This window comes from Sphingobacterium endophyticum (assembly GCF_009733535.1).
GTDB lineage: Bacteria > Bacteroidota > Bacteroidia > Sphingobacteriales > Sphingobacteriaceae > Sphingobacterium > Sphingobacterium endophyticum.
This window is the reverse complement of sequence record NZ_SMMI01000003.1, coordinates 96,869-110,570: the sequence shown is the minus strand read 5'-3', so window position 1 is coordinate 110,570 and position 13,702 is coordinate 96,869. Positions and strand designations below refer to the sequence as shown.

Below are 13,702 nucleotides of genomic sequence, written 5' to 3'. Positions count from 1 at the left end.
TATGTTTACTTATGTGAAGATAATATAACTTTTGTATTAAAACAAACCGTTAAAAAAGTCTATCGGTTGTTTTTACCTTATATTTGCAAAATAGATTTTTTCCTCATGTCACAAGCATTCGATACTCAAAACGATATTTTTGCCAAAGCCGTTGCATTTGTAAATCAAACCCAGCAACCTATTTTCCTTACCGGAAAAGCAGGGACTGGAAAAACTACCTTTCTAAAGTTTATTCGGGAGAATAGCTATAAGAAAATGGCAATCACTGCCCCAACTGGTGTGGCGGCAATGAATGCTGGTGGAACTACTTTGCATGCTCTTTTTTGGCTTCCTTTCGGTGTGTTTATCGAAGATTATCCTTTGCAATGGGAAGATAAAGATCAATTTATCTATAACAAGCATCGACTTTTTAGTACCATTAAATTAACCAAGAATCGAAGAGCAATCCTTCAGGAACTTGAATTGTTGGTCATTGATGAGGTCTCTATGGTAAGGTCCGATACATTGGATGCCATAGATGTCATCTTGAAAAGTGTTCGTCGTGATATGCGTCCATTTGGAGGTGTTCAGGTGCTCTTTATTGGCGACCTCTATCAGTTGCCTCCTGTTGTCCAAGACCGAGAGTGGCAGGTATTAAGAGATTATTATACCAGTCCCTTTTTCTTTGATGCAAAAGTATTCAAACAACAAACCCCAGTTTTAATCGAACTGCAAAAAATATATAGGCAGCAGGACAGTACTTTCATCGATATCTTGAATAAAATCAGAAACAATGAAACTTCCAACGATGATTTGGAAGCTCTAAATGCTCATTATAAGCCAGATTTTGTGCCTCCAACTGGAGAACAGTACATTACCCTGACTTCACATAACCGCCTTGCAGATCAAATTAACCAGGAAAAACTTGAAAGCCTGGACAGCAAACTGCACCGTATAAAATCCATTATCAAAGATGAATTTCAAAATGGATTGTTTCCTGCTGAAGATACTCTGAGCCTTCGCGAAGGAGCGCAAGTTATGTTCATCAAAAATGATGTAGGAGAGGAACGACGATATTTTAATGGTAAAATAGGAACGGTAAAAGACATTCAGATCGATAAACATAAAATTATCGTTTCCTTTCCAAATGGGGAGGAAGATGTCGAAGTAAAAAGGGAGACTTGGGAGAACATCCGATATTCCTACAACAAAGGTGATGATAAAATCGAGGAAGAGGTACTAGGGACATTTTCACAGTTTCCGTTGCGCTTAGCTTGGGCAATTACGATTCATAAAAGTCAAGGATTGACCTTCGATAAAGCTATTATTGATGCCGGAACTTCATTTGCAGCTGGCCAAGTTTATGTCGCTTTAAGTAGGTTAACAGGATTGGAAGGCTTAGTGCTTAGGTCCAGAGTTCCATCTTATGCCATCAGGACGGATTTTCAAGTTGTCAATTTCATGAAACAGATGGCAGCATCAAGCGATCTGGAGCCTATTCTTCAAGAAGCTCAAAGACGATATTTAGGACAGATTCTCCTACAAAGTTTCCGATGGACTAATATGTGTGACGAATTAGAATCATTGATTGCTGAGCAAGATGGAAAGAAAATCGAAGGAAAAGAAGAGGCAGTTGATTTTCTAAAAGACCTATTATCTAAGCTCAAGGCACAAGAAGTTGTCGCTAATAAATTCGTAACGCAACTTTATAAGATGTTAGGACAGGTCGATATTGATTATGAAAAAATCTGCGAACGTTCTAATGCTGCGGTTAGTTGGTTTATTCCAACTTTCAATAAAGAATGTTTAGAACCTTTGGAAAAGCATATTGATGAGTGGAAAGTCAAAAAAAGAACCAAGAAATACATTTCGACGCTAAAGAGTATTCTTTTGGATTTTAAAAGAAAGCATGAGCAATTAAAACATAGCCAAACAATCGCCGATGCCCTAAATAAATCTTCAGACGAATTGACTGAGGAATTAGTGCAGTGGAATAAACCGAAAGATGATCTGGTAAAGGAAGTCGATGAAAAAGAAAAGGATACAAAACAGGTCTCCTTGGATATGTTTATGGATGGAATGGAGATTGAAGAAATCGCAGCCAAGAGAGATATGGTGATTGGGACAATTTATGGTCACTTAATTAACTTTATTGGTTCTGATATTGAGGCATCTGATTTAATATCGGAAGATGAACTCCAAAATATCGTTTTGGTTTTACAAAAACATCCTGAAGCCTCCGCTACTGAAATCAGGACCTTAATGGACATGAAGGTGGACTACCCTCAGATTAGGATTGCTCAAAAATACCTTGAAATTAAGTAAATGTTACGTTTGCTTATCCTTTCAAGCCATTACTTTGTAGATAATCTATGTTTTATAGGTAATTATTGAAAAAATGACACTAAAATTAACAGCATATTCATATTTAATTATCTTTGTTTCTAAACACATCTACTTTACTTGAAAGAAAACAAACCAAATAAGAAGGTCAACAAATGGTTGGTTTTTACCTCCATGCCATTTCAAATGGGAGCGACCATCTATTTATTCCATTGGGTAGGTGCTTGGTTAGACGAAAGATATGCAGTTGAAGGTGAATGGTGGATGAAAGGTCTTACTATGTTAGGCGTAGTAGTGTCTCTTTACCAATTTATTAGACAAGTAAATTATATAAATAAAAATGAATAAATTCCTATTATTAGTACTAGTATTACTTGCCGTTACCGGGATATGTTTTGGTATTCACTATGCTATATTGAAATTTAACGACCTAGATCATTGGTGGATTGGTTCGGGATATAGTCTTTCAGGAATGTACATTTTTGGTGCAGTGTCATCCTTAGTCATGATGATGGTATATCTTGGTCTGGATTACTCCATGCCACAGCAAACTGGATTTGGTTTTTTGGTCGGAATGACCATCAAAGCCGGAGCCAGTTATTTCTATATTAAAGATGGGGTCAATTTGTTGGAGAATGACTTTATCGAATTAAATTTCCTAATTGTATTTTTCGTTTATTTATTGTTTGACGCATTCGTTGCGTATTTCCTTGTAAATCAACAAGATTTAGAGCTTAAAAAGTAAATTTTTAAAAAGTTTTTGCATTGTGTAGACTAATGCGAAATAAAATTGTAATTTTGCGCAAAATTTGTCATAATTCAACATTATTTAAAATGGTGAGTCTTAAGAAACTACTTTTATTATTGGCAGTGATTTTATTCACTGTAAATCCATTTAGATTAGCAGCCGAGACAGTTCCTACAGCAGGTAAAACATCCAGCAAGGAAGAAATCAATGCGCACATCCAACACCACTTAAAGGATGATTATTTCTTTAATTTTGCTACAAATTCAAAAACAGGTCAAAGCTATGGTTTTCCATTACCAGTAATTTTAATCGACAATGGACTTCATATTTTTTCTTCAAGCGAATTTGATCACGGTAAAAAAGTAGTAGAAAAAGACGGTAATTATTACAAATTATACCACAGCAAAATCTATAAAACTGATGCTGCTGGTACCATCACTTATGATGAAAAACACCACCCAACTAACGCTAAACCCTTAGATTTCTCAATCACTAAAAACGTAGTAGGTTTATTGCTTGCAGCATTATTGTTATTCTTAGCTTTCTTAAGCTTAGCAAAAACTTACAAAAAAGGACCAAACAATATCCCTACTGGTGTAGGTCGTGTTCTTGAGCCTTTAGTTCTTTATGTGAGAGATGAAATGGCTGTGCCTAACATTGGCCACCGTTACAAAGAATTCATGCCTTATTTATTATCGGTATTTTTCTTGATTTTCTTATTGAACTTATTAGGTTTAACTCCTCTTGGACTAAACGTAACTGGTAATATTTCCATAACTCTTTGTCTGGCTTTATTTACTTTCTTTATTACAAACTTCAAAGCAAACAAGGATTACTGGAAACATATTTTCTGGATGCCAGGTGTTCCAGTTCCTTTCAAATTTATTTTAGCACCAATCGAGGTTTTAGGAATGTTCACGAAACCATTCTCATTGATGCTACGTTTGTTCGCAAACATCACGGCTGGTCACTCCGTTGTTATGGGTTTGATCGCCATCATTTATTTATTCCAACATCAACTTACTTTAGGTGGTAGTATCGGGGTATCGATGCTATTGACATTAGTGTTGTTTTTCTTGGAGCTTTTAGTTGCATTTTTGCAAGCATTTATCTTCACCATGTTGTCGTCCTTATTTATCGGTATGGCAGTAGAAGAACATGCACATCATTAATTCGAATTTTTTGTTAAATTTTTAAATATAAAATTGTTATGATTCCAAATTTAGTAGGAGCAGGTTTGATCGTTATCGGAGCTGGTATTGGTCTAGGTAAAATCGGTGGTTCAGCAATGGAAGCTATCGCTCGTCAACCAGAAGCAGCATCTAAAATTCAAACAGCGATGATCATCATCGGTGCCCTAGTAGAAGGTTTAGCATTCGGTGCTTTAATCTTAGGTGCATAAGCCCAGGCTTATCAAAAAAACAATAGACATAACTTGCAACGGTTGGTTGCAAGTTGTGTTTATCAAAACAAAAAATTAATTTTTACAAATAATAATAACGTAAATAAATGGACGCTTTAATTCATGATTTTTCATTCGGGTTAGTTTTCTGGCAATTGATCATTCTTTTGATCGTTATCTTTTTGTTGGGAAAATTTGCTTGGAAACCGATTGTAAATGCTTTAGAAGAACGCGAAAAAGGCATCACTGATGCTTTAGCTTCTGCTGAAAAAGCAAAATTGGAAATGGCACGTTTGACTAATGAAAACGAAAACTTGTTGAAACAAGCTCGTGAAGAACGCGATGTTATCTTGAAAGAAGCTAAGCAATTGAAAGATAAAATCATTGCTGAAGCTAAAGATGCTGCTCAAACTGAAGGAGGTAAATTGATCGAACAAGCTAAACGCGAAATCGAAGATCAAAAATTAAAAGCTTTGGCAGAGGTTAAAAACCAAGTTTCTACCTTATCTTTAGATATTGCACGTAAAGTATTAACGAAAGAATTCGAAGATCAAGGTAAGCAAGAAGCTTTAGTAGCTGACTTGATGAAAGATGTTAAATTAAACTAATTGGTTAACGAATTTAAAAATTAACGTATGTCAGTTTTCAAAGTAGCTTCAAGATATGCCAAGTCTTTAATCGACTTGTCTAAAGAACACCAAAATTTAGATGGTGTCAAAGCTGATATGGATGGTGTTATTGCTGTAATTAAGTCTAATACTGAATTACAAGCAGTTTTAAACAATCCAATCATCAAGACAGACAAGAAACTTGCAATTTTGAAGGCTTTATTTCAAGATAAAGTAAAACCAGAGATATTGGAATTCTTCAATATCATGGTTAGAAAAGGCCGTGCTGATTTAGTTTATGCCACTGCTTTAGAATTTATCCGTGAATACAACGAGGTCAAAGGAATCGTTTATGCTGAAGTGACTTCTGCATCTCCTTTATCTGAAGCCAATCTTCAAGCTTTGAAACAAGAGATAGCTTCTCAGATCAATGCTGAAGTTATTTTATCAAACAAAGTGGACAAATCATTAATTGGTGGATTTGTCGTTAAAGTTGGTGATATGCAGATCGATGCTAGTATCCAAGGAAAATTAAACAAATTAGAAAGACATTTCGAAAACCAAGGTGTATAACCCTTCGGTTGAGAATAAGATATAATAGAATCAAAAACCCCTTATACGAATTACAACAATGATAGAGGTAAGACCAGATGAAGTTTCGGCAATTCTAAGAGAGCAATTGTCAGGCTTTAAGTCAGCAGCCGAGTTAGAAGAAGTGGGTACCGTATTGCAAGTAGGTGACGGTATTGCACGTATTTACGGCTTAACAAAAGTTCAATCAGGTGAATTGGTTGAGTTTGCGAGTGGACTACAAGGTATTGTGATGAACTTAGAAGAAGACAACGTAGGTGTTGTACTTTTAGGTGCATCGGATGAAATTAAAGAAGGTGATACTATCAAACGTACTAACCGTATCGCATCTATTAAAGTAGGTGAAGGTATGTTAGGTCGTGTGGTAAATACATTAGGTCAGCCTATCGATGGTAAAGGACCAATTGCTGGAGAGACTTTCGAAATGCCAATTGAGCGTAAAGCTCCTGGAGTTATCTATCGTCAACCAGTAACTGAACCTTTACAGACTGGTATCAAAGCTATCGATGCCATGATTCCTATCGGACGTGGTCAACGTGAGCTTGTGATTGGTGACCGTCAAACTGGTAAAACTGCAGTTTGTATTGATACTATTATCAATCAAAAAGAATTCTATGAAGCTGGTCAACCAGTATTCTGTATATATGTGGCTGTTGGTCAGAAAAACTCTACTGTTGCGAACATCGTTCGTACCCTTGAGGAAAAAGGTGCTATGCCTTATACAGTAATCGTTTCTGCTTCTGCTGCAGATCCTGCACCAATGCAGTTCTATGCCCCAATGGCTGGAGCAGCAATCGGTGAGTACTTCCGCGATACAGGTCGTCCTGCATTAATCGTTTATGATGATTTATCTAAACAAGCGGTGGCTTACCGTGAGGTGTCTTTATTATTGAAACGTCCTCCAGGCCGTGAAGCTTACCCAGGAGACGTGTTCTACCTTCACTCTCGTTTATTAGAGCGTGCTGCTAAAATCAACACTTCTGATGAAATCGCGCAAAACATGAATGACCTTCCTGAATCTTTAAAAGGTAAAGTTAAAGGTGGTGGTTCATTAACAGCTCTTCCTATCATTGAAACTCAAGCGGGTGACGTATCTGCATATATCCCTACCAACGTAATTTCAATTACCGACGGTCAGATCTTCTTGGAGTCTAACTTGTTTAACGCAGGTATTCGTCCAGCGATAAACGTAGGTATCTCTGTATCACGTGTTGGTGGTAACGCGCAGATTAAATCAATGAAGAAAGTGGCTGGTACATTGAAACTTGACCAAGCTCAATACCGTGAGCTAGAAGCTTTCGCTAAATTCGGTTCTGACCTTGATGCTGCTACAAAAGCAGTATTGGACAAAGGTATCCGTAACGTGCAAATCTTGAAACAAGGTCAATATGCTCCAGTTTCTGTTGAAAAACAAGTTGCAATTATCTATGCAGGTACAAAAGGTTTATTACGTAATGTCCCTGTAAATAAAGTTAGAGAGTTCGAAGAAGAATTTTTGACTCAACTTGAGCAACGTCATCCTGAAGTATTGTCAGCGCTTAAAGCTGGTAAGTTCTCAGATGAATTAACTGATGTATTAGAAAAAGTAGCTAAAGAATTAGCATCAAAATATTAATTAGACAATAGATGTTGGACAACAGATTTTCTCAAATACTGTTGTCTAATGTCTCTTTTCTAGAAAGAAATTATGGCAAACTTAAAAGAAGTTAGAAATCGTATTACCTCCGTTAGCTCTACGCAACAGATTACCAAAGCAATGAAGATGGTTTCTGCAGCGAAGTTGAAGCGTGCGACCAATGCTATCATTCAATTGCGTCCTTATGCGACTAAGTTGAGAGAGATCCTCGCTCAAGTTTCAGCTTCTGTAGAAGGTAATGATTCGCCGTACACACAGGATCGTATCCCTACAAAGGTATTGATCATTGTGGTTACCTCAAACAGAGGATTGGCGGGTGCCTTCAATGCTAATGCCATTAAAACTGCAAATAACTTGATTGCAACAAAATATGCTGATCAATTCGCAAGAGGTGATGTAAGCATTATTGCTATCGGTAAAAGAGGTCAGGATTTCTTCAGTAAACGCGAATTCAACGTAATCGGTAATAACAACGAATTGTTCAATAATTTAGATTTTGAGAACGTTTCTAAAATTACCCAATATGTAATGGATCAGTTTAAAGAAGGTAACATCGACCGTGTTGAAGTAGTTTATAACCAATTCCGTAATGCAGCAGTTCAAATCTTAACTTCTGAGCAGATTTTACCTCTTTTGCCAGATAATAAAGAAGATAAGGATGTTGCTGAATTGGACTACATCATCGAGCCTTCAAAAGAAAAAATCATCGAAGAGCTTATTCCTAAAGCAATCAAGATTCAGTTATACAAAGCGGTATTAGACTCGCATGCTTCCGAGCATGGAGCTCGTATGACAGCGATGGATAAAGCAACAGAAAATGCAGGCGACCTGTTACGTCAATTGAAATTGTCGTACAACCAAGCGCGTCAAGCAGCTATCACTACCGAGTTAACAGAAATTGTTTCTGGTGCTGCTGCACTTTCAAATAGCTAAGAAAAAATTATAATTTGTATAGGGAAAGCCATCACAATTGTGATGGCTTTTTTATGCTTTTTTTCTTCTTAACTGCCTAACTATAAAGATTATCAATGCTATTATGGGAAAGCTAACATAACATATCCCAAATACTATTAATAACAGCCCTAAGCCCATTCCTCCCTGTGGATCATTGACCGGCTGAGAAATTATATTCAAAAAGATTAGAAAAGTAATGATGTTTAATGCTAAACAAACTATATAGGGTGCTATTCCTTGCTTTTTCCTAATCGATATCCAAATGATTAATCCATAAATAAGAAATAAAGCTGATCCATATATAACAATTAATTGAAGATCCTCCGACATATTTTTAGTGTGATTTATGGTAAATTTTATTCAGTTAAATCTTAAAACTAGCGCAATATAAATATAGATAAAATTTTATTTTTTGATTGTCGTTCGAAAAGGGTATAAACCAGTCTTAAAAAAACCATTCCATATCACTATTGTTCATACGTATATAAAGTAATCTTAAATATCAGGGGCTGAAAGCCAAGATTTTAGAGCTGTATTTTTGACTATTATCGTATTATTGTCAAAATATTAGTTTTTTATTTGCTCTGATTAGCAAATTTTTAAATTTGTACTGTTCAATAACGACCAATGTGGATGTTTATGGGTTAAGATTGTTAACTCAGAGTGTATATGAAATTTTGTAGGATATGGCAAAGAAGTTATATGTTTCTAATTCGACCGAATCTTCAAGGATGTTTAAGAATGATTTCCTGGAATCATTAACGAAGGTTCATTATTCGGTTCCCATCATATTTTGGATCCCCGTTAAGATCTATTTTATCTGGAAAGCTCTTGTACCTGGTGAACTGTCAGTTGCTACAGTACTGATGTATTATTTCTTTGGTTTATTGTTTTGGACCTTAGCAGAGTATATCCTGCATCGTTGGGTTTTTCATTATGAACCAACCTCAAAATTCGGGCAACGGATTCACTTTATCTTCCATGGTGTTCATCATGATTATCCTAAAGATAGACTTCGTTTAGTTATGCCTCTATCTGCAAGTATTCCAATGGCAACCATCATTTATTTTATCTTTAGTATATTCTTTTCACAATATACTTTAGCGGCATTTTTCTCAGGATTCCTATTGGGCTACCTAATCTACGATGAATGTCATTATGCTATGCATCATGCTAACTTTAAATCTGGCCTATTTAAAAGGATAAAAGATCACCACATGCTGCACCATTATTCTGAACCTGAAAGAGGATTCGGAGTCAGTTCAGCAATTTGGGATGTCATATTCGGCTCCGGGTTCACTAAAAAGAAAGGGGTTAAATCTTCTGAAAAATTGCAAGTGAATTCTTTTAAGGATTCCGAAAAACTTAAAGAGGAACAATTAAATTAACGACTATATAAAAACGGGTTCAGAATTTCTGAACCCGTTCTTTCTTTATTTTTACCAACGTATTAAAGCTGATCCCCAGGTAAACCCTGCTCCAAATGCAGCAAGACAAACCAACTCTCCATCCTTTATACGTCCTTCTTCCCAGGCTTCACATAGTGCAATAGGTACGGATGCAGCTGTGGTGTTTCCATATTTTTGGATATTGTTGAATACCTTGTCATCGGATAATCCCAGTGTTTTCTGCACAAATTGTGAAATTCTAAGATTCGCTTGATGTGGAATCAACATGTCGATATCTGTCGTCTTCAGATTATTCTTTGCTAATGCCTCCCCAATAACTTCAGGGAATTTTACAACGGCTTTTTTAAATACTGCCTGTCCGTCCATATACGGAAATGCAGATCCGTCCTCTAACATTTCCTTGGTCATCAACATTTCTCCTAACTCTACATTCGGCCATTCGGGCATGTTCTCCCCTAAATAATAGCCTGCAGAAGCACCGGGATAATACATGGCTAATTTCTCTGCTTCAGAACCATCAGAATGTAAATGTGTACTTAAGATTCCTTTGCCTTCTTCTGATGTAGGCTGTAGAACAACCGCTCCGGCACCATCCCCAAAAATTACGGAAACCGCACGACCTCTTGTGGAAAAGTCCAAAGCAAATGAATGCTTCTCAGATCCTACAACTAAAATGTTCTTATACATCCCGGTTTTGATGAATTGATCTGCAATGGATAAGGCATAAACAAACCCCGAACATTGATTTCTTACATCCAATGCCCCAATTTCTTTCATCCCCATCTCTCGTTGCAATAAAACTCCACAGCCTGGAAAATAATAATCCGGAGATAAGGTTGCGAAAATGACAAAATCTATCTCCTCAGCTGTCGTATTTGCTCTTTCTATCGCTATTTTGGAGGCCTCAACAGCCATACTTGTTGTTGTTTCTCCAATCCTATTGGCATATCTGCGCTCCTTGATCCCTGTACGCTCTTGAATCCACTCATCACTCGTGTCCATAAATCGTGTAAGGTCATTATTCGTATATACGTTCTTTGGAACATAGTATCCCAAACCAGCAATTTTTGATTGAAACATAGGTCTAACTTTAATAAACAATTCAGCTAAAATACTGATTTATTTGAAAAATAAGCTATTTTTGCTCTATGAGCGTTGAAGTTGAACAAGAAACATTTACCCTGGAAGAAATCCTTGCTGTAACCAAGGATTCTAACAAGTTGATTTTGTGGAACGATGATTTCAATACCTTTGATCATGTCATTCATTGCCTCATGCACTACCTACAATACTCCGAAACAGAAGCCGCCAGAATTGCTTGGACCGTTCATACCAAAGGGAAATGTACAATTTTAGAAGGCTCTTTCACTGAAGTGGAAGTGTATAGAAAAATCCTAAAAACTGAGGGATTGACTGTCTCCGTAGAGTAAAAACCTCGTAATAATGCAGTTACGATGATTTTATTGTATGTTTTTATATGCAAATTTGTGCCTTGAATCACTAATGGAAGACCACAATGCTATTTAAGAAAACCCTCAGTAGTTTATTTTTATTATTCCCATTTATTTTATTAGCCCAATCCGTAAATATTAAAGGTCGGATTATTGAACAAGACAGCTCAAAATCAGCAATAGGTGCTAGCGTAAGTCTTTTATCAACTGTTAATAATGCCTATATCAGAGGTAACCAAACAGGATCAAACGGAAATTTTGTAATTGAAAGTGTTGATCCAGGAACCTATAATCTTCAAGTTACCTATATCGGATTTAAAACATATACACGAAACAACTTCGTGGTTTCTCCTGGCAAGAATATTGACCTAGGCACCATCCCACTTGAAGAAGCTGGAGAACTGATCTCTGAGGTCGTTGTGCAAGGAAAATTGCCTGACCTACAAATAGGTATCGATAAAAAAGTTTTCGATGTTTCCCAAAGTATGGTCAGTGTAGGAGGATCCGCTCAAGACCTTCTTGGCAATGTTCCCACTTTACAACTCGAATCTGATGGTAGCATCAGCTTGAGGGGGTCGAGTAACGTCAGATTCTTAGTAGACGGCAAGGAATCTGCTATGGCTGGGTCAGATATCAATTCATTTCTGCAATCATTGCCTGCAGATGCAATTGCAAAAGTAGAGATCATTACCAATCCCTCTGCAAAATACGATGCAGAAGGACAGTCCGGTATTATCAATATTATCCTTAAAAAGAATGCCCGACTAGGATTGAATGGCTCAGTAAACGCTTCGGGCGGATCTTATGAAAATGCCAATGCCGGAGTGACCTTAAATTATAGAGATGGTAAAATGAACTACTTTGGTAACTATAACTTCAGCAGAAGAAATAGCCTAGGAAATGGATTCTCTGATAATACCGATTATATCAATGGTGTTATTACTGACCTAAGTCCTAGAACCAAAAGTATCGAAGAAAGTAAACGATTAGGATATAATCATACGATTCGATTCGGTACGGATTATTACATGAATGACAAGACCTCGCTAAGTCTTACAACGAATTTTAGCTTACGTGATAACGAACGTGGAAACGATATCAACTATGAATACTGGAATGTCCCCGGATTAGGAACGTCAAGTTTCCGTAATTCATTGCAAAATGAAGATGACTTTGGTGTCGATGCACAATTGGACTTTAAAAGAACATTAAAACGCGAAGGTGAAGAATTAACAGCCAATGTATCTTTTGGTTATGATACTGAAGATGGTGTGAACGATTTCCACCAAACATTCGCCAATGGAAATGCAGACTTAAAACGTGTGAACAACACATCAGAATCAGGAAAGAACTGGAACATGCAATTGGATTATGTATTGCCATTAGGCGAAAACCATAAATTCGAAGCTGGTTACCGCAGCATTCTAAGGTATTCTGATGAAAGCCAATATTCAGAAGAATTGGATTCTTTGACACAACAGTTTTTGCCAGATTATCGAATCACAAACGATTTTGATATGAAAAGCACGGTCCATGCACTTTATACGAATTATCAAAGACAGTTGACAGAAAAGTTAGGTGTTCAATTAGGTTTACGTGCTGAACAAGCTAATCTTAATACAAACATATTGTCACATGATTTAGAAAATCCATCGATAATCAAAAATGATCAAGGTAAATTAGATTATTTTAGACTTTATCCAAGCGTATTTTTAAGCTATGCTGTTGGCAAAGGACAAGGCGATAAGGTTCAGCTAAGCTATTCAAGACGTGTTCAACGTCCTCGTGGATGGCAGGTAAATCCATTTATTGATGTGTCAGACGTGCAGAATTACCGTCAGGGTAATCCAAATCTGTTGCCTGAGGATATACATGCCACGGAATTGAGCTTTTCAAAATTCTATGATAAATGGAACTTTATATCTTCGGTATTTTATCGTCGCGTAAACGATCAGACACAGCCTGTCATTTACGATGAAAGCCTAATTGCCGATATCGTAGGTGACAGAACAAATGTCACTTACATGAAGTGGGAGAATGCGTCCGACTTAGATGCAATGGGATTCGAATTAATTACCAAAGTTAATCTGACCAAATGGTGGGATGTTACAGGTAATGCCAATCTATCACATATCACCTTCCATCCAAAAGATGGATTGGGATTGGTAGGAAGAGAGTCCTTCAACTGGAATGCAAATCTAACCACGAATGTAAAATTTACACCGACATTTTCTGCACAGGTTAGAGGTGATTATAGAAGTGGAATGAAGACCATGCAGGGAGAAATGAAACCTATGCAGGGTGTTGATGTGGCGTTGAAAAAAGATGTTTTAAAGAATAGAGGTAGTTTTATGCTGAATGTGCGTGATGCATTTAATACCCGTAAATTCCAGATGCATAATTATTTACCAAATAGGGAAATGCAGTTTTCGCATAGATGGATGCGTAGGATGGTTACTTTATCATTTACTTACCGTTTCGGAATCCAGAACTTAGGTAAAAATAAACGCGAAGAGCAAGGGCCTGAGATGGAAGATATGGGCGGACAACAATTTTAATACTTGATATTACGATAAGAATA

General features: G+C 36.8%; 13 protein-coding genes. 12 read left to right on the top strand and 1 reads right to left on the bottom strand.

The window, feature by feature from the left end:
• The first annotated feature begins 105 nt into the window (after positions 1–105).
• The 10 genes from E0Y80_RS20930 (at position 106) to E0Y80_RS03430 (ending at position 9,649) form a co-directional block, all read left to right on the top strand.
• The gene (locus E0Y80_RS20930) at positions 106–2,304 is read left to right on the top strand and encodes a helix-turn-helix domain-containing protein (protein WP_156306023.1); all 2,199 of its coding nucleotides are present in this window, start codon (positions 106–108) and stop codon (positions 2,302–2,304) included.
• A 138-nt stretch (positions 2,305–2,442) separates the two neighbouring features.
• Positions 2,443–2,670: an AtpZ/AtpI family protein gene (locus tag E0Y80_RS03470; protein WP_231595909.1), complete on the top strand. Its 228-nt coding sequence runs from the start codon at positions 2,443–2,445 to the stop codon at positions 2,668–2,670.
• The gene (locus E0Y80_RS03465) at positions 2,663–3,067 is read left to right on the top strand and encodes a hypothetical protein (RefSeq protein WP_156306022.1); all 405 of its coding nucleotides are present in this window, start codon (positions 2,663–2,665) and stop codon (positions 3,065–3,067) included. The genes E0Y80_RS03470 and E0Y80_RS03465 overlap by 8 nt, the downstream gene beginning before the upstream one ends.
• 89 nt (positions 3,068–3,156) lie before the next feature.
• The gene (atpB, locus tag E0Y80_RS03460; RefSeq protein WP_156306021.1) at positions 3,157–4,242 is read left to right on the top strand and encodes a F0F1 ATP synthase subunit A; all 1,086 of its coding nucleotides are present in this window, start codon (positions 3,157–3,159) and stop codon (positions 4,240–4,242) included.
• Between the two features lie 38 nt (positions 4,243–4,280).
• Entirely contained in the window at positions 4,281–4,472 is a 192-nt protein-coding gene (gene atpE, locus E0Y80_RS03455) for an ATP synthase F0 subunit C (protein ID WP_156306020.1), read from the top strand.
• 107 nt (positions 4,473–4,579) lie between these two features.
• Entirely contained in the window at positions 4,580–5,080 is a 501-nt protein-coding gene (locus tag E0Y80_RS03450) for a F0F1 ATP synthase subunit B (protein WP_156306019.1), read from the top strand.
• Between the two features lie 27 nt (positions 5,081–5,107).
• Entirely contained in the window at positions 5,108–5,653 is a 546-nt protein-coding gene (atpH, locus tag E0Y80_RS03445; RefSeq protein WP_156306018.1) for an ATP synthase F1 subunit delta, read from the top strand.
• Positions 5,654–5,711: 58 nt separating this feature from the next.
• On the top strand, positions 5,712–7,286 hold the full coding sequence (gene atpA / locus E0Y80_RS03440; protein WP_156306017.1) for a F0F1 ATP synthase subunit alpha: 1,575 nt from the start codon (positions 5,712–5,714) through the stop codon (positions 7,284–7,286).
• 72 nt (positions 7,287–7,358) lie between these two features.
• Positions 7,359–8,240, top strand: a complete 882-nt coding sequence (gene atpG, locus E0Y80_RS03435) for an ATP synthase F1 subunit gamma (protein ID WP_156306016.1) — start codon at positions 7,359–7,361, stop codon at positions 8,238–8,240.
• Positions 8,241–8,947: 707 nt separating this feature from the next.
• Positions 8,948–9,649: a sterol desaturase family protein gene (locus E0Y80_RS03430; RefSeq protein WP_231595908.1), complete on the top strand. Its 702-nt coding sequence runs from the start codon at positions 8,948–8,950 to the stop codon at positions 9,647–9,649.
• Positions 9,650–9,700: 51 nt separating this feature from the next.
• Here the strand turns inward: E0Y80_RS03430 and E0Y80_RS03425 are convergent, their stop codons facing one another.
• The gene (locus tag E0Y80_RS03425; RefSeq protein ID WP_156306015.1) at positions 9,701–10,750 is read right to left on the bottom strand and encodes a 3-oxoacyl-ACP synthase III family protein; all 1,050 of its coding nucleotides are present in this window, start codon (positions 10,748–10,750) and stop codon (positions 9,701–9,703) included.
• A gap of 68 nt (positions 10,751–10,818) precedes the next feature.
• Between E0Y80_RS03425 and E0Y80_RS03420 the strand changes: the two genes are divergently transcribed.
• Positions 10,819–11,100 carry an ATP-dependent Clp protease adaptor ClpS gene (locus E0Y80_RS03420; protein ID WP_156306014.1) on the top strand — a complete coding sequence of 94 codons (282 nt, stop codon included), beginning with the start codon at positions 10,819–10,821 and terminating at the stop codon, positions 11,098–11,100.
• A gap of 86 nt (positions 11,101–11,186) precedes the next feature.
• Entirely contained in the window at positions 11,187–13,679 is a 2,493-nt protein-coding gene (locus E0Y80_RS03415; RefSeq protein WP_156306013.1) for a TonB-dependent receptor, read from the top strand.
• Positions 13,680–13,702: the final 23 nt, after the last annotated feature.